Annotated in this window: 15 protein-coding genes; 5 read left to right on the top strand and 10 right to left on the bottom strand. The window is 66.6% G+C overall.

The genetic code is table 11. The features are described from left to right. Window positions 1-1,698 (bottom strand): AMP-binding protein, encoded by a 1,698-nt coding sequence (locus AC1DY7_RS16840; RefSeq protein WP_477494839.1) that lies wholly within the window; start codon window positions 1,696-1,698, stop codon window positions 1-3. Between the two features lie 57 nt (window positions 1,699-1,755). Here AC1DY7_RS16840 and AC1DY7_RS16835 point away from each other — a divergent pair, with 57 nt between their 5' ends. Then, window positions 1,756-2,595, top strand: a complete 840-nt coding sequence (locus AC1DY7_RS16835) for a response regulator transcription factor (RefSeq protein WP_477494838.1) — start codon at window positions 1,756-1,758, stop codon at window positions 2,593-2,595. Window positions 2,596-2,630: 35 nt separating this feature from the next. On the opposite strand, the gene AC1DY7_RS16830 is transcribed toward AC1DY7_RS16835, so the two are convergent. Beyond that, window positions 2,631-3,125, bottom strand: coding sequence for an FBP domain-containing protein (locus AC1DY7_RS16830; RefSeq protein WP_477494837.1), 495 nt, complete (start codon window positions 3,123-3,125; stop codon window positions 2,631-2,633). A 399-nt stretch (window positions 3,126-3,524) separates the two neighbouring features. Here AC1DY7_RS16830 and AC1DY7_RS16825 point away from each other — a divergent pair, with 399 nt between their 5' ends. Next, window positions 3,525-4,394 carry a CDP-diacylglycerol diphosphatase gene (locus AC1DY7_RS16825; protein ID WP_477494836.1) on the top strand — a complete coding sequence of 290 codons (870 nt, stop codon included), beginning with the start codon at window positions 3,525-3,527 and terminating at the stop codon, window positions 4,392-4,394. A 51-nt stretch (window positions 4,395-4,445) separates the two neighbouring features. Here AC1DY7_RS16825 and AC1DY7_RS16820 read toward each other — a convergent pair whose 3' ends face one another. After that, window positions 4,446-5,351: a helix-turn-helix domain-containing protein gene (locus tag AC1DY7_RS16820; protein ID WP_477494835.1), complete on the bottom strand. Its 906-nt coding sequence runs from the start codon at window positions 5,349-5,351 to the stop codon at window positions 4,446-4,448. 19 nt (window positions 5,352-5,370) lie between these two features. On the opposite strand from AC1DY7_RS16820, the gene AC1DY7_RS16815 reads away from it, so the two are divergent. Next, entirely contained in the window at window positions 5,371-5,754 is a 384-nt protein-coding gene (locus AC1DY7_RS16815) for a cupin domain-containing protein (protein WP_477494834.1), read from the top strand. Here the strand turns inward: AC1DY7_RS16815 and AC1DY7_RS16810 are convergent. The 6 genes from AC1DY7_RS16810 to AC1DY7_RS16785 all read right to left on the bottom strand — a co-directional run bounded on the left by AC1DY7_RS16810 (window position 5,751) and on the right by AC1DY7_RS16785 (window position 14,245). Further along, window positions 5,751-7,205, bottom strand: a complete 1,455-nt coding sequence (locus AC1DY7_RS16810; RefSeq protein ID WP_477494833.1) for a purine-cytosine permease family protein — start codon at window positions 7,203-7,205, stop codon at window positions 5,751-5,753. The two genes, AC1DY7_RS16815 and AC1DY7_RS16810, sit on opposite strands and share 4 nt — an antisense overlap. Then, window positions 7,198-8,049, bottom strand: a complete 852-nt coding sequence (locus tag AC1DY7_RS16805; protein WP_477494832.1) for a nitrilase-related carbon-nitrogen hydrolase — start codon at window positions 8,047-8,049, stop codon at window positions 7,198-7,200. Before AC1DY7_RS16805 ends, AC1DY7_RS16810 begins: the two co-directional genes overlap by 8 nt. Then, a complete protein-coding gene (hisD, locus tag AC1DY7_RS16800; protein WP_477494831.1) occupies window positions 8,049-9,404 on the bottom strand; it encodes a histidinol dehydrogenase in 1,356 nt (451 codons plus the stop codon). Before hisD ends, AC1DY7_RS16805 begins: the two co-directional genes overlap by 1 nt. 172 nt (window positions 9,405-9,576) lie before the next feature. Next, complete coding sequence (locus AC1DY7_RS16795) at window positions 9,577-10,542, bottom strand: LysR family transcriptional regulator (protein WP_477494830.1); 966 nt, start codon at window positions 10,540-10,542, stop codon at window positions 9,577-9,579. Then, complete coding sequence (locus tag AC1DY7_RS16790; protein WP_477494829.1) at window positions 10,539-12,359, bottom strand: ABC transporter ATP-binding protein; 1,821 nt, start codon at window positions 12,357-12,359, stop codon at window positions 10,539-10,541. The genes AC1DY7_RS16795 and AC1DY7_RS16790 overlap by 4 nt, the downstream gene beginning before the upstream one ends. Further along, window positions 12,356-14,245: an ABC transporter ATP-binding protein gene (locus AC1DY7_RS16785; protein ID WP_477494828.1), complete on the bottom strand. Its 1,890-nt coding sequence runs from the start codon at window positions 14,243-14,245 to the stop codon at window positions 12,356-12,358. The genes AC1DY7_RS16790 and AC1DY7_RS16785 overlap by 4 nt, the downstream gene beginning before the upstream one ends. Before the next feature lie 189 nt (window positions 14,246-14,434). On the opposite strand from AC1DY7_RS16785, the gene prrA reads away from it, so the two are divergent. Both prrA and AC1DY7_RS16775 read left to right on the top strand, forming a co-directional pair. Further along, the gene (gene prrA / locus AC1DY7_RS16780) at window positions 14,435-15,145 is read left to right on the top strand and encodes a two-component system response regulator PrrA (RefSeq protein WP_477494827.1); all 711 of its coding nucleotides are present in this window, start codon (window positions 14,435-14,437) and stop codon (window positions 15,143-15,145) included. A gap of 6 nt (window positions 15,146-15,151) precedes the next feature. After that, entirely contained in the window at window positions 15,152-16,510 is a 1,359-nt protein-coding gene (locus AC1DY7_RS16775; RefSeq protein ID WP_477494826.1) for a sensor histidine kinase, read from the top strand. Between the two features lie 73 nt (window positions 16,511-16,583). On the opposite strand, the gene AC1DY7_RS16770 is transcribed toward AC1DY7_RS16775, so the two are convergent. After that, window positions 16,584-16,946 (bottom strand): FKBP-type peptidyl-prolyl cis-trans isomerase, encoded by a 363-nt coding sequence (locus AC1DY7_RS16770; RefSeq protein ID WP_477494825.1) that lies wholly within the window; start codon window positions 16,944-16,946, stop codon window positions 16,584-16,586. Between the last annotated feature and the right edge of the window lie 12 nt (window positions 16,947-16,958).

Here is a 16,958-nt window from a genome sequence, read left to right as displayed (position 1 = left end):
TTATTTCCCGTCGCTTCGCTCGCCCGGGCGCACCAGATCCTCGTAGCGGTATTCGGTCTCGATCGGTTGCCCCGTTTCCTCACGGCGGCGTAACTCCACGCGCCGGATCTTTCCGGAGATGGTCTTGGGCAGTTCGAAGAACTCGACCCGTCGCACCTTGAGGTACGGCGCAAGATGGTCGCGAGCGTATTCCATGATGGCGCGCGCGGTGTCGGCGTCGGCGGTCCAGCCGTCGGCAAGGGCCACATACGCTTTTGGGATCGCGAGCCGCGTCTCGTGTGGTTGCGGGACGACGGCCGCCTCGACGACCGCGGGGTGCTCGATCAGCACGCTCTCCAGCTCGAACGGCGACACCTTGTAGTCGCTGGATTTGAAGACGTCATCGGTGCGGCCGATGTAGGTGATGTACCCGTCGGCGTCGCGGCCCGCGACATCACCGGTGTGGTAGTAGCCGCCGTGCATCACCGCCGCATTGCGTTGTGGATCATCGAGATAGCCCGTCATCAGGTTCAGAGGTTGCCGCCTCAGGTCCAAACAGATCTCGCCCTCGTCGGCCAGTTCGCCGGTGAGCGGGTCGATGAGCACCACCGGCACACCGGGCATCGGCCGGCCCATCGAACCCGCCTTGACGGGTTGGCCGGGCGTGTTGCCCACCTGCAGGGTGGTCTCGGTCTGGCCGAAGCCGTCCCGGATGGTCAACCCCCAGGCACGTTCCACCGTCTGGATCACCTCCGGATTCAGCGGCTCCCCCGCGCCCAGAATCTCCCGCAGCCCTTCGGGTTTGGCGCCGAGATCGGACTGGATGAGCATCCGCCACACCGTCGGCGGAGCGCAGAACGTGCTGACCCCGGCGCGATGCACCTGCGCCAGCAGGTCGGCGGCGTCGAACCGGCTGTAGTTGTAGACGAAGATGGTCGCCTCGGCGATCCAGGGCGCGAAGAAGCAACTCCACGCGTGTTTCGCCCAGCCCGGCGAGCTGATGGCTAGGTGCACATCCCCCGGGCGCACCCCGATCCAGGCCATGGTCGACATGTGGCCCACCGGGTAGGAGATCTGGGAGTGCTCGACCAGTTTGGGCTTGCTGGTGGTGCCGGAGGTGAAGTAGACGAGCAGCGGGTCGTCGACAGCGGTCACCGTCTCGTGCGGTTCCGGGGTGGCCTGGTAAGCGTCTTCGTAGCGGTGCCAGTTTTCGACGTCACCGACCGCGATCCGCACGTAGTCGCCGGGCACCTCGTCGAACTTCGGGGCATCGGCGGCGTTCGCGATGACGAACCGGGCGCCGCCGCGATCTATCCGATCCTTGAGGTCATCCGGCCCGAGCGCACCGGTGGTCGGCATGATGACCGCGCCGAGCTTGGCGACAGCGAGCATCGCCTCCCACAACTCGACCTGATTGCCGAGCATCAGGATGACCCGGTCGCCCTTGCTCACCCCCAAGCCGCGCAGCCATGTCGCAACCCGAGCAGACGCCGCCGACATCCCGGCGAAGCTGACCTTACGCTCGCTGCCGTCCTGCTCGACGATCCACAACGCCGTGCGGTCATTGCCCGCCGAAATGACGTCGAACCAGTCGATTGCCCAGTTGAACGAACCGGTGATCTGCGGCCACTGGAATGTCTCGACGGCCTTGTGATAGTCGCCGATGACGTCGACGAGGTGGTCGCGGGCATCGCGGTACAGGTCGGTGTTGGTCGCCATACAGATAGGATCTACGTCACACTCGCCCGTCCGCTACCCCCGGAAGAGGGGAATTCTGTGCAATCGCTGTTAAGGCCCCGCGATACCGACGCGGTGCGCGCTGAGCTGCGCCGGGTGGCCGCCGAGGCTGGAGTTCCGGTGCTGTTCGGCGGCGAGGTGCACGAGGACGCGCTACTGCTGACCGAGTTCGTCGGCACCCGGACCGGTGGTCTGCGCGGGCTGGTGGTGCGGTCCCGGTCCGGCCTGGGCGGAGCCAGCATGGTCGCCGGCCGGCCGATGGCGGTGGCCGACTACCGCCACGACGTCAGCATCACCCACGACTACGACGCGCCCGTGCACGGCGAGGGCATCCGCTCGGTGCTGGCGGTGCCGGTGGTCGTGGACGGGCGGGCCCGGGCCATGTTGTACGGCGCCTACCGGTCCGCGGCCCCTATCGGTGGTCGGGCCGTCGACCTGATGGTCGGATCGGCGCGCCGGCTGACCCACGAGCTACAGATCCGCGACGAGGTGGACCGCCGGATGCGGTTGCGTGAGGCGCACCTGGCCGGGTTCACCGATCGGGTGGCCGACCCGGAGAAGATCCGAGAGGTGCATGCCGAGCTGCGCCGGCTGGCAGCTTCGGTGCCCGACGCGATACAGGGACCGCTACGGGTGTTGGCCGACCAGTTGGGTGTAGCGCTGTCTGGAGGTGCCCCTTCCGCGGCTCCCTTGACCGCCCGCGAGATCGATGTACTGACCCAGGTCGCGCTGGGGTGCACCAATGCCGAAGCAGCGCAGCGTCTTTCACTGAAGCCGGAAACGGTGAAGAGTTACTTGCGCAGTGCCGCAGCAAAACTGGGGACGAAGACCAGGCATGAGTCGGTGTCGCGCGCCCGGCGCGGGCGGTTGATTCCGTGAGCGCGCGACACACAGGCTGATGTCCACGGCCGTTTTCAGTCCGCGGTAGCGAGCACCTTGTCGACGAAACCGTCGACCTTGCGCCGTAGCTCTCCAACTTGCCGTTCTCGGATGAACTCCAGGTCGGTGTCCTTATGGAACGCGGGTGGCAGCCGCCGCACATTGCGCGAGCATCCGAAATTCGCGCAGATCATCGTCCCGATGGTGTCGCCCTTGCGGCCTGCCGCCCCAGCCCGGCGAGCGGTGTAGAGCACCGCGTCGTCGGTGAGATTCACGTCGTTGCACCACGTGCACATGGTTCGTCCGCGCGGGGTGACCGCGGCACGATTCAGCAGCAGCGCGATCGGTCCGTCTGGCCGGTCGAAGAGCAGGTAGGCACGGCGCGGAATCTTGGGATCGACCCAGCCGTAGTAGTCCAGCGCACCGAACTCGACGGATTCGAAGTTCTCGGCGAAAGTGACCCTTTTGACCTCGCTGCGGGTGGCGCTACGGAAGGCGCCGAGTATCTGGTCGCGCGTAAAGGAGTGCATGAATGAACCATCCTTGAAAGGGAACGCAATCCGGTGCGTTCGGTGAGTGAGGGCATCACGGCGCCGCCGGCCCAAAGGGTCGGCGACGGGGCGCGGTCATCTGATGTCGGCGCGAGCGCCGACGACCTCCTCGACTCGGATGTTCACACAGGCGACGATAGCGAACGAGTCCGTCGTCGGCCAGCGGATATATCCGCCAAAGTGGCGGGGCAGTTCGGATGCGCTGGCCTGCAACAACATTGCGGAGTACCGCGAGGACGGAGAGCCCCATGTCCCCCAATCGGGGGAACGCACTTTCCCCTGGCACGCCACCTGACCAGCGGACATACCCCGACGCCCCGATGCGAGAAGTTGTTCTCACCAAGCTTTCACTCCACCAAACAAGCAACGGAGAACACCATGACGAACACCTCTCGCACCCGCTTCGCCCGCCGCATCGCCGCGGTCGCCTCAATGGCCGTCGTCCCGGCACTGGCCCTCGGCCTGGCCCCGGCCTCCCACGCCGACGCCGACGCCGACGCCACCGCCACCGCCACCACCTTCGGACCGTGCTCCACCATCAAGCAGATGGAGAGCGTTCTGTGGAAGGGCGTCGACCCGGCCAAGTACACCCCGAAAAACAAGGGGACCAACTTCGACATCCAGTGGCCCCACAACGACGCAACCCACGGGTGGGCGGTGCACTCGGGCAACTCCAGCCAGAAAAAGGTGCACACCGACCTGCTGGTCATCCCCACCATGCCCGAATCAGGTATCGAATGCTCCAACCTGTTGTCTGCGGACGCACCCCACTACTTCAAGCACGCCGCCGACGAAGCTCATCACCTCACCGGCGTCAGCGACTGGGCACTGGCCATCAACTCCGCTGACAGCCGGGGCCAAGAGCAGATGCACATCCATCTGACCGAGCTGTACCGCCCGGCGCGACACGATATCGACGCCGCGGCCAAGTCCGGCAAGATCACCGATAGCGAGAGCAACTGGGTGAACTCGGTCATCCCGGTCACCGGACATGACCAGTCGATGACGAAGAACACCAACCCGAACAGCTACCGAGCCTGGCACACAAGTTCGTTGGACCAGAACTTCTTCGCGAAGGTGCACAACGACATCGCCCAGCCCAAGGGCACCGACATGTCCCACGTGATGATCCTGGTCGCCAAGGATCCGCGCGGCGGGTTCGACGTGCTCGAAAGCGACCGGCAGAGCGGCCTGCCCGCCGGTATCAACAACGTCGAGTCGCTGCTGTACAAGATCGGCGGCAAGTAGCACGTCAACGCAGGAAGGTCACTCGAGTTCGCTCGGGTGACCTTCCTGCGTTCACGGCAACACCGACCGGCGAAAGGCCCCTGGCGTCGTTCCGAACTGCCGCCGAAAATGCCTACGTAAGTTGACCGCCGATCCCAGACCAACCCGCGTCGCCACGGCGTCGACCGTCAACGAAGTCGCCGTCAACAGCTCCCGCGCGGCGGCGATCCGCCGGTCCACCAGCCACTCCCCCGGACTCGTCCCGAGCTCCTCGGCAGTGCGCCGAGCCAGAGTGCGCGGCGAAATATTAAGGAAGGCAGCCAAATCCCGCACACTGAGCGGCTCGGCCAACCGCTCGGACACCCACGCGGCGAGCGCACCGAAATCACCAGAGACGCCAGCACTCGGGGTGTATCGGGGCAGCACCATGCTCTCGGCGACAAGCCGGGCGTACTCAGCGCCGAAGTCGCGCTCCACGAGATGCAGGCACAAGTCGATGCCGGCGCCCCCACCGGCACTGGTGGCCACGTCGCCGTGGTCGACGAACACCGCATCTTCTACGGTGACCGAAGGGAACTCGCGACGCATCTGCTCGAAGCGGGCGGGGTGCACAGTGGCCGACCGACCGTCCAACAGACCAGTTCTGGCCAGGGCGAACACGCCGGAGCAGATGGAGACCAACCGTGCGCCCCGGCCATGCGCACGAACCAGCGCCGTCCTGACCTCCGCGCTGAGCGGCGCGTCGACCGGTGCCCAGCCAGGCACCACGACGGTGTCAGCGGTGTCGAGCATCTCCAGCCCGTGATCCACCTGCATCGTGTAACCGGCCGTGGTGCGTATCGGTCCCGGCGCCTGCGCACAGACAGCGAACTCGTACCGCACAGGAACGCTCGGCCGCTGAGTTCCGAAAACCTCTTCTGCGCAACCCAGCTCGAAGGGGGATTGCACGGATCGCACCAATGCGACAACACGATGCATGGCACGAAAATACCCAATCGTGGCAAGTGTTGCCCTGTCCGACGCCGACTCACGCCGAGACGATGAAGCGGTGAATCCCGAGATCCTCGCCCAGCCCGGCTACCAGTCCGCATTCGTCGACGACACCGCCGCCGAAGAGATCCTTCCCGGCGTCCGGGTGCGCAGGTTGTGGAACGGACCGGAGGCGAAAGCCGTCATTCTCGAGATGGACCCGGGAAGCATCTTTCCCGAAAAAGACATCCACGACCCCGGTCCCGAAGAGGTCTACGTTCTCGACGGTGTGTTCAACGATGGCGCACAGGACTATCCCGCAGGCACGTTCTTGCATGCACCCGCGGGGTCCTGGCACATTCCGTCGACGACGATCGGGTGCCGACTGTTCCTCTTCTATCCGCAGGGCTAGGTCTCCACCGGCGCCACCCGGCCCGCGAAGCTGACCGCCTCGATCCCGTGCTCACGCGCATCGGCCTCGGCCCGGGCTGTCTCGGTCGCCAGATCCAGCGATCGAGCCATCACCAAATATGCTGCGGCGGAAGCGAAAAGACCGACGAACAGTGCAATGTCGATATTGCCCATGGCCGCCGCGACCGGACCGGTGAACCAGACGGTCACCACGAACGGAATCATCGCGACGATCCCGATCAGGTACGCCGACAGCCCGCGCCAGCCCCACGTCCCGTACACGCTGTCGTGCGCCACGAAGATCTCCCGCACTGCATAGTGCCCGCGCCGCACAAAGTAGTAGTCGACCAGGTTCACCGACGTCCACGGCACCAGCAGGTACAGCAGCACCACCAGGAAGCTGCCGAAGTTGGTGAGGAACGCGCCCGTCGACAGCACGGCGCCCAGCAGGCCGGCGAGGGCAATGACCGTGCAGGAGATCACCCGCAGGCGAAGCGTGGGCCGCACCGGACGGAACGAATCGACCATGGTGATCAGCTCCAGTGAAGCGGCGTAGATGTTGACGGTGACCACGGTGATCAAGCCGGGAATCGCGGCCACGACCAGCCAGGCACCGGAACCCGCCACCAGCTGATCGGCGGCCTGCTGCACCGCCTCCAGCGGGGCGACGCCACTGAACAGCGCGGCCACCAGCGCACCGAGCACCATCAGCCAGGTCGCGCCGACGAAAACGCCGGTGTACGTGTGGAACAGCGCCTTGCGGGGACTGGTCTGCGGCGGGAGGTAGCGGGAGTAGTCCGACACGTACGGCGCCCAGCCCAGCGCGTAGGCCGCCGCGGCGGCGAACTGGACCAGGAAGGCCGCCCAGGTGAACCCGCCGAAGCCGAGCTGCCCGTCGGGCAGCGGCAGCCAGACCAACGCCGCGACCGTGAACACGCCGAAAGTAGCCAGGAACAGCCACGTCAACCAGGTCTGGAAACGGTGGATCCAGTGGTAGCCGAAGATCGCCAAGGCCAATGCCAGCCCGGTGATCACGACGAACCACAGGTCACGCTGGTCCACCCCGGTGACCAGGGTGAGCGCGTCGGCGGCCAGGATCTGGTTGAAGATGTTGAAGCCGACGATGCTGAACACCACGACCGCGCAGATGACCACCACACCGCGGTAACCGAATTGGGCCCGGGACTGGATCATCTGGGGCAGGCCCAGCTGCGGACCCTGCGCCGAGTGGAAGGCCGTGAACACGGTCCCGATGGCCGCGCCTGACACGATGGCGACCAGCGACGTGAGGAACGACGCGCCAAGTGCCGCGCCCACCATGCCGGTGGCCAGCGTGGTGAGGTTCGCGTTGGACATGAACCACAGCGGGAAGAGCGTCGACGGCTTCCCGCGGCGTTCGGTGAGGGGGATCCAGTCGATGGACTTCGACTCGATCGCGGGTGAATCAGACACGGATTCCTCGCTTCTGGTTGTGGTGGTCGTATCGGGGAACCACGATGTCCCCGTAAAGATCTGGGCGACGATCGGCGAACAGGTCGTTGTGCGGACCGATGGCCTTGTCGCGGTAGAGATCGAGCACCGCGTCGGCGCGGTCGCGGTGGTCGGCGGTGCTGACGATCCAGCCATCGGCCGAGATGATCGCCGTGCCGCCGGTCCACGCGACCCCGCGCTCGGCGCCGTGCCGGTCGGCGATCACCGTCGCCAGCCGCGACGAACGGGCGGCCGCCATGGCCTGAATGGTCTCCGGCGGGTGCTCACCGGTTGGCCGAGACACCAAGGGCCAGTTCACCGGCAGCGCCAGCACATCGGCTCCGGCCAACGCCAACTGCCTTGGTAGTTCAGGGAATTCGTTGTCGTAGCAGATCGCGACGCCGAGCCGGCCGATCGGAGTGTCGAACACCGCACCGGCCCGCTCTCCGGGGGTGAAGATCTCCTGCTCCGCATCCCACAGGTGCGACTTGTGGTAGCAACCGAGGACACCGCGGCGATCGAGAACCAGCGCCGAATTGAACAGCTCACCCCTGTCCACTTCGCAGAAGCCGACCACAGCCACGGCCCCGGGCCGCAGACAGGTAGCCAGCCCGGTCAGCCGCGGGTCGTCCGCCCGGAGCGCAAGCCGGATTGCTTCGGCGCGGTCCTGGAAAACGTATCCGGAGGTGGCCAGTTCGGGCAGGACGATCAACTGCGCGCCGACGGCAGTCCGCAATGCCTGCGCAATGCGGGCCAGGTTCTGTGCGACGTCCCCGATGGCGACGGGGATCGAGATCGCCGAGACGCGCAGCTGCCGGCCGTCCATCAGGCCCGGTTCACCGCAGGAGTACCGTCGAAAGCACCTGAATGCCTGCCGATCTCCTCGATCCGGATGGTCGCGGTGGCCTCATGTGCGGCCAGTCCCTCGAAAGCAGAGATCCGTTCGACCGCGGGAGCCAGCGCGGCGGTCCCCTGCCGCTGAGCCCGCTGGTACGTCAGCGGCTTGAGGAACCGCGACACCGACAGACCGGCGTTGTATCGTGCGGTTTTCCCGGTCGGCAGAACGTGATTGGTGCCGGCGATGCCCTTGTCCGAATACGCGACGGTGCTCCACGGTCCGACGAACAACGAACCGTAGTTGCGCAGCTCCTTGAGGAAGTAGTCGTCATCGCTGGTCTGCACTTCGAGGTGCTCGGGTCCCAGCACATCGCAGATGGCCGCGGCCTGCGCACGATCGCGGGCGACCACCACGGTGCCGTAGTCGCGCCAGGCCGCGCCGGCGATCTCACGGGTGGACAGGGTCTCCAGCTGACGCTCGATGGCCTCGATCACCCTGCGTCCCAACGTCTCCGATGTGGTGATCAGTGCTGCCGGCGAGTTCGGCCCGTGCTCGGCCTGGCCCAACAGATCGGCCGCCACCCATTCCGGGTTCGCCGTCTCGTCGGCCAGCACCGCAACCTCAGACGGTCCCGCGAGCAGGTCGATTCCGACGCGGCCGAACAGCTGGCGCTTGGCCTCGGTCACGAAGGCGTTGCCCGCACCGACGAGCATGTCCACCGGCGCATCACCCAGAAGGCCGAAGGCCATGGCGCCCAATGCCTGGACACCACCGACGGCAAAGACCCGGTCGGCCCGGGATAGGTACGCCCCGTACAGCACGGCCGGGTGCGCACCGTGGTCTCCCGACGGCGGGGTGCACGCGAGCACGGTGGGAACGCCTGCCGCCTTCGCCACACCGACAGTCATGAAGGCACTGGCCAGCAGCGGGAAACGACCTGCGGGCAGGTAGGCACCAACCCGGGTGACGGGGATGTACTGCACCCCACCGACGACACCGGGAGCAAGATCGACCTCGAAGTCGGACAGGTGCGAACGAGTGGCGGTCGCAAAACGGTTGGTGCGCTCGTAGCCGAGCTCCAGTGCCTCGCGAACGTCGCCGGGCAGTGCGTCGCCGCTACGCCTCAGCTCGTTCGCGTCGACTTCGAGCTCGCCGGTCCAGCCGTCCAGGTCGCGGGAGTAGTCGCGGACCGCGTCCACGCCGCGGCGTTCGATATCGGACAGCATCTGCGACACCCGCTCAGTGACCTGCGGGTCGCGCTGGGCTGGCGGCCCGTCGATCCCGGGTTTCTTGAGCCAGGTGAACGGTCCGAGGGCGCGGGCTTCGTCGGTGGTGATCTGCATGGCGGCGACGCTAGGCACATTCCAGCCAAAGGACTAGATGGGCAAATCCTGCATTATCCACAGGGTAATACGATGGAAGAACATTCTTCCAGGTCAGGCGTTCCCACGACTGTGGGTGCTGCGCACTGATGTGCCCACTTTTGCCTACCTAGAGCCCACATTCGGCCGAGGCTCACACCTGGCGGCGGGTGATCAGCGGAACCGTCGGATGCCCGGAAGCGGCGGGAGATTCGGCCGGCAATGCGGCCAATTCCCGAATGGTGTCCTCGGCCAGGCGCGCGAATTCTCGGGTGGCGTTCGACAGTGGCCGGCCTCGGTGCTGGGCCAGCGCGATGGTGTCGTACAACGGCTCGGCGAACGGAGCGATGTGCAACCCGGACGGGAACGCCGCACTGTCGATCACCGCCCCACTGACAATGGTGTCGCCGAACCGGGCCGCCACCAGACGCAAAGCCGCCTCGACGTGCTCGATTTCGATCCGCGGCTCCAGCCGCAGGCCGGCCAGCTGCGCACGTTCGGCCAGCTGACGCCGCGTGGGATCCTTCCAGCCGTAGTGCGCGTCGTAGAGAACCAGGTCGGCCTCGGCCAATTGCCTTATCGTGACAGGCTTTTCGGTATGGGTGGGGTCGGCGCTGACGTAGAAGACCTCGTCGCGCAGCAATGGCCGCACGGTCAGATCCTCGTCATCGATCGGCAGGATCAGCATGCCTGCTTCGATCTCTCCCGCCTGGATCGCGGCCGCCGTCTCGGCTGAGTTCTGCCCGACCAATCGCACCCGGACCTCGGGATAGCGCATGTGGAAGGTCTGCACCAGGCTGGACAGCAGGTAGTAGTCGGCGTTGCGCGGAACGCCGAACGTCGCGGTGCCACCACCGAGGGATCCGGCCGAACGCACGGCATGCACCCCGCCGTCGGCGGCGTGCACCGACTGCTGGGCGTACGGGAGCAGTTCCTCCCCCGCGGCGGTCAGCGCCAAGCGGCGGCTGCCCCGCACGAACAACTGGGTATCCAGTTCGACCTCGAGCCGGCGCACCAACTCCGACACCGAGGCCTGCGCCATCTGCAACGCCTGCGCCGCCGCGGTGAACGAGCCGGTCCGCTGTGCCTCCACGAACGCGCGCAGCTGGTTGAGTGTCACGCCAGCGATTCAACCCACGCCAGATGCAGCCCGGCGAAATGCCCACCCGCATCGATCAATTCGCCGGGTGGACCGTCCTCGACGATGCGCCCGTGCTCCAGCACCAGCACCCGGTCCGCGCTCAGCACCGTCGACAATCGGTGCGCGATCACCACGGCCGTCCGATCGGCCAGCACGGTCACCAATGCCCGCTGCACGAGACGCTCACTGGGCACATCCAGCGAGGACGTCGCCTCATCCAGGATGAGCACGGCCGGGTCGGCCAGGAATGCGCGCGCGAACGCCACCAGCTGGCGCTGTCCGGCCGAGAGCCGGCCACCACGCTTGGCGACGTCGGTGTCATAACCGTCGGGCAGGGTATCGATGAATCGGTCGGCCCCGACGGCGAGCGCCGCGGCGCGCACCTCGGCATCGGTGGCCGACGGCCTGCCGAACCGGATGTTGTCGGCGACGGTGCCCTCGAACATGAAGTTCTCCTGCGTCACCATCACGACGTGCCGGCGCAGCTCCGCCTGCTCGATATCGCGCAGGTCGATCCCGTCCAGGCTGACGACACCGGACACCGGATCATAAAACCGCGCAATCAGTTTGGCGATGGTCGTCTTGCCGGCGCCCGTGGTCCCGACCAGCGCCACCGTCTGCCCGGCCGGAATGTGCAGCGACAGGTCAGGTAGCACCGGCCGGCCCGGCACGTAGTCGAACCGGACATCGCGGAAGTCCATCTCGCCGCGCACCGCGGGCAGCGGCACGGGATCGGACGGATCACGGATGCCGGGCTGTTCGGCCAGCACACCGGAGATCTTCTCCAGCGCCGCCGACGCGGACTGGAAGGTGTTGAAGAACTGCGAGATCTCCTGCATCGGCTCGAAGAAGATGCGCAGATACAGCAGGAACGCCGTCAACGTGCCGAGCGTCATCTGCTCACCCAACACCAGGTAGCCGCCGTACAGGATCACCGCGCCGGTCGCGAGGTTGCCGACCAGCCGCACGCTGGGCATGAAGATGGCCAGCAGCTTGAACGCGCGCTCATTGATCGACTTGTACTGGTCGGCAACGTCTTCGAAGATCTCCTGGTTGCGCGGCTCACGCCGGTAGGCCTGCACGGCCTTGATACCGGTCATGGTCTCCACGAACTGCACGATCACCAGGGCGGCCGACTCCCGGACCTTCAGGTACGTCTTCGAGGATTCCGACCGGAACCACATCACCAACCCCACCAGAATGGGGAAGGCGCACAAGCACATCAGGCCCAGCCGCCAGTCCAGCACGACCAGAAGCACGGCGGTACCGCACATCGTGAGCACCGCGGTGATCAGTCCATCGAATCCCGTCGCCAGCATGTCCTGGATGGCGTCGATGTCATTGGTCGACCGGGCCACCACCCGACCCGAGGTGTAGCGGTCGTGGAAGGCCACGTCGAGGCGCTGGAAATGGCGAAAGAGCCTGCGGCGCAGTTCGAGCAGGACCTGCTGTCCGATCCGCCCCGATCGCCGCAGGAACACCATCCGGCTGCCGCCCTGGATGACGACGATCCCGGACAGGACAGCGAGGATGATCAGCAGTTCGCGCGCGGAGCCGCCGTGCACGATCGGCGGGATGCCGTGGTCGATGCCGCGCTGCACCAGGATCGGCACCGACAACCGGGCCGCGTTCTCGACCACGACGATGATCGCCAGGATTGCGATCATCGCGCGGTAGGGCCGCAGCAACGCGAACAGCAGGTGCCGGGCTTCGCGCCGCCGGGAGATCGATTCGTCGATGGGCAGATCGTCGTCCTGCTTGTCGACGGTCTGTCCGCGCCAGTCTGTGACACTCATCGGTTCACGTCCCAACGCCGCGCCGCGTCCTCCAGGTGCAGATGCTCCAGCCGGGACCGGCATTCGTCGTCTTCCCAATTGCAGGCCCGCTCGGCGCCGTCGTCGAGTTCGTCGTCAGCGGCCAACAGATACCGGTACTCGCCGACGCTCGCCAACAGCTCGCTGTGCGTGCCGATGTCGGTGATGGTGCCGTCCTGCAGCAGCGCGACCCGGTCGGCGAGCAGCACCGTCGACGCCCGGTGGGCCACCACGATGCCCGTGACATTGCGCAGCACGCGGCCCAGCGCCTCGGTCACGACAGCCTCGGTATGCACATCGAGAGCGGACAAGGTGTCGTCGAGCACCAGGACGGAAGGGTTGGCCAGGATGGCGCGTGCCAGCGACAGGCGTTGCCGCTGACCACCGGACAGGCTCATGCCCTGTTCGCCGATGCGGGTGTCCAGACCGAAGGGTAGGTCGTAGACAAAATCTGCGGCCGCCACCCGGACGGCTTCGGCCAGCTGATCCGCACCCGCCGACGGGTTGCCCAGCTGCAGGTTCTCCCGCACCGACATGGAGAACAGGGTCGGGTCCTCGAATGCGGTGGCCACCGCCTGGCGCAGCGCGGGCAGCGACAGGTCACGGATATCGTTGCCGTCCAACAGGATCGCGCCCTCGGTGACGTCGTAGAGCCGGGACAGCAGCGCGGCCAGCACCGACTTGCCCGACCCGGTGGCGCCGACCAGGGCGACCGTCTCTCCCGGCTCCACCGTCAGGTTCACGTGCCGTAGCGCCCACGCCTCGCTGTCCGGGAACCGGAAGCCGACGTCGACCAGTTCCAGACGCCCGCCGCGCGGGGTGTCGCCGACCGGGCCGTCGGCGATGTCGCGGGGTGCGTCGAAGATCTCGGCGACCCGGTTGGCGGCCGTCATGGACTCCTGCGTCATCGACAACAGGAAACCCAGCGAGGCGATGGGCCACACCAGCGACAGCATCATGGTGATGAAGGCGACCAGAGTGCCCATACTGACGGCACCGTGACCAGCCGCCCACGCGCCGACGCCGAGCACGATGATCAGCGTGCCGTTGGGGATGACCTCCAGCAGCGTCCAGAATTTGGCGGAGACGCCGACCTTGCGTATCTCGGTGTCGTACAGGCCCGCGGCCCGCTCGTCGAACCGGTCGTAGGCGTATTCATCCCGGCCGAACGCCTTGATGACGCGCAGCCCCAGCGCGGCCTCTTCGACATGCGTGGCGACGTTGCCGGCCTGATCCTGCGACTGACGCGACAAGAGGGTGAACTGCCGTTGGAAGTGCAGCACCGTGAGGGTGATCGGCACAACGGAGACCACCACGACCACCCCGAGCGGCCAGTACATGGCCAGCAGGATGGCCGTCACCACGATGATCTGGGCGGTGTTGAGCATCAGGAACAGCAGGCCGAAGGACAGGAACTGCCGGATGGCACTGAGGTCGTTCATCACCCGCGACAGCAGTTGCCCGGACTGCCATTGGCCGTGGAAGTTCATCGGCAGGATCTGCAGCCGGGCGTAGAGGTCCTTGCGGATGTCGGCTTCCACACCCATGGTGGCGCGGGCCACCAGCCAGCGGCGGATGAACCAGAGCACCGCCTCGGAGGCGCCGACGGCGGTGGCCGCCAAGCCGAGGATCCACAGCCCGCGCTCGTCGTGGTGCTGTATGGGCCCGTCGATCACCGCTTTGGTGATCAGCGGGATGGAGACGGTGGCGCCGAGGCTGGTGAACGCGGCCACCACCATGACGACCCAGCGCACCCGGTAGGGCTTCAGGTACGGGAGCAGGCGCAGGATGTCCGAGGACGAGCGGATGCGGCGCGGCGGCGGCGCAATGGCCGGTGCCGCGCGCAGCACACTGTCGTCCTTGTCCATGACTCCACCCACTAAGACTGTCTAACTCACGTCACCGACAGGTGCGTGCTTCCCCCGACTTCGATGTTCCCACGCCGGACAACTGAATAACCCTTCGCCACTCGAAGCTAAAACCTCAACAAACATTGAGGTCAAATACTTCCTTCGCTCAGACGTGCCTGCCACATTCGCGGTGGCCGATCAGGCAAGATGGGCCCCATGGACAGTGGAGCGGTCTCCCCCCGGGTGCTCGTCGTCGACGATGATCCCGACGTACTCGCGTCACTGGAACGCGGCCTGCGGCTGTCCGGATTCGAGGTCGCCACGGCGGTCGACGGAGCCGAGGCCCTGCGCAGCGCCACCGAGACCCGACCCGACGCCATTGTGCTCGACATCAACATGCCTGTGCTCGACGGCGTCAGCGTGGTCACCGCCCTGCGCGCCATGGACAACGACGTGCCGGTCTGCGTGCTGTCGGCACGCAGTTCGGTGGACGACCGGGTGGCCGGACTGGAAGCCGGCGCCGACGATTACCTGGTCAAGCCGTTCGTGCTGCAGGAATTGGTGGCCCGGGTCAAGGCGCTGCTGCGCCGCCGCGGCTCCACGGCGACGTTCTCCTCGGAGACCATTTCTGTCGGCCCGCTCGAAGTGGACATCCCCGGCCGGCGCGCCCGCGTCAACGGCACCGACGTCGACCTGACCAAGCGCGAGTTCGATCTGCTGGCCGTGCTCGCCGAACACAAGACCGCGGTGCTGTCGCGCGCCCAGCTTCTCGAGCTGGTGTGGGGTTATGACTTCGCCGCCGACACCAACGTGGTGGACGTGTTCATCGGCTACCTGCGTCGCAAGTTGGAAGCCGGCGGCGCCCCCCGCCTGCTGCACACGGTCCGCGGCGTGGGATTCGTCCTCAGGCAGCAGTAGGCCCGCATGGATCTCAACGAAACCGTCTACCGGCTCTTCGGACTGCCGAAACGGGCCCTGTCCCTGCGCTCCATCGTCCTGGCGGCCGCATTCGGCGTGGTCGCGACGGTAATCATCATCTGCACCTGGATATGGATCGGCATCACCAACGAGCAGTACAGCCAGCTGGACCGGCGCCTGGACTCGATCAGCAGCCTCGGTGACGTCACCACCCTGCTCAGCAGCGCCCTCAATGACCACACCGACGAGCCGACGGCCAACGGCGGCCTGGTCCGCACGGCCCGCATCGGCGGGTCGACGGTGTCCGCACCGGATGACATCGTGCTGCCCGAATTCCCCGACGGATTCTCGACTACGACCATCAACGGTGTCGACTACCGCGTGCGGACCTTCAGTGCCGGCCAGGCATCGGTCGCGCTCGGGGCGCCGACCACCGAGACCGAGCGCCAGATCGACTCGCAGCACCGGCGGGTGCTGTTGATCGGCGGCGGTGTCATCGTCGGTACCGCCATCGTGGGCTGGATCATCTCCGCGATCATGATCACCCCGTTCCGGCGGCTGGCCCAGCAGGCCCGCGCCATCAACGCGCAGTCCAAACCCGAAGAGGTTCAGGTGCGCGGGGTGTGGGAGGCCACCGAGATCGGCGAGGCCGTCGAAGGCATGCTGGCCCGCATCGGCGACGAACAGCAGCGCACCAAGGCGGCCCTGGAATCGGCCCGCGATTTCGCCGCCGTCGCCTCCCACGAGCTGCGCACCCCGCTGACCGCGATGCGGACCAACCTCGAGGTGCTCGACACCCTGGAGATGCCCGAGGAGCAGCGCAAGGAAGTGCTCGGCGATGTCATCCGCACCCAGACCCGGATCGAGGCGACGCTGACGGCGCTGGAGCGGCTGGCACAGGGCCAACTCACGACCTCGGATGACCACGTGCCGGTCGACCTCACCGACCTGCTCGACCGGGCGGCGCATGACGCCATGCGCGTGTATCCCGACCTGGATGTGTCTCTGGTGCCTGCGCCGACTGTGCTGATCCTCGGCCTTCCCACCGGCCTACGACTCACGGTGGACAACGCGATCGCCAATGCGGTCAAGCACGGCAACGCCACTCGGGTGCAACTGTCCGCCGTGAGCTCACGGGCCGGGGTGGAGATCGCCGTCGACGACGACGGGGTGGGCCTGCCGGAAGAGGAACGCACCCGGGTGTTCGAGCGGTTCTCCCGTGGGTCGACGGCTTCGCACTCCGGATCCGGCCTGGGGCTGGCACTGGTGGCGCAGCAGGCCGAACTGCACGGCGGCACAGCCTCATTGGAGGCCAGTCCACTGGGTGGGGTGCGGCTGCTGTTGCGTTTGCCCGGCCCGGCTTAATAGGCGCCGAGTGTCCCGTTGGGGCACGCCTTTGGTGCTGCGGCGCGCCCCAACCGGACAGTCGAGGCGTAGGTCAGCGCGCGCCGAGCAGGTCAATGACGAAGATCAGCGTCTTGCCAGACAGCCGATGACCGCCGCCCTCGGGGCCGTAGGCCTGCTCCGGCGGGATGGTCAGCTTGCGCCGGCCGCCGACCTTCATGCCGGGAATGCCGTCCTGCCAACCCTGGATGAGGCCGCGCAGCGGGAAGGTGATGGATTCACCGCGATTCCACGAACTGTCGAACTCCTCGCCGGTGTCGTATTCGACGCCGACGTAGTGCACCTCGACGGCTCCGCCGGGCACCGCCTCATCGCCGTCGCCGACAATGACGTCTTCGATGACCAGCTCGGTGGGCGCGGGTCCGTCCGGAAACTCGATCTCAGGTTTTGTTGCCACGCTTGTCCACCG

This window comes from Mycobacterium sp. P2_H7 (assembly GCF_056403275.1).
The sequence above is the reverse complement of the archived record's forward strand: the minus strand, read 5'-3'. Positions and strand labels throughout refer to the sequence as shown.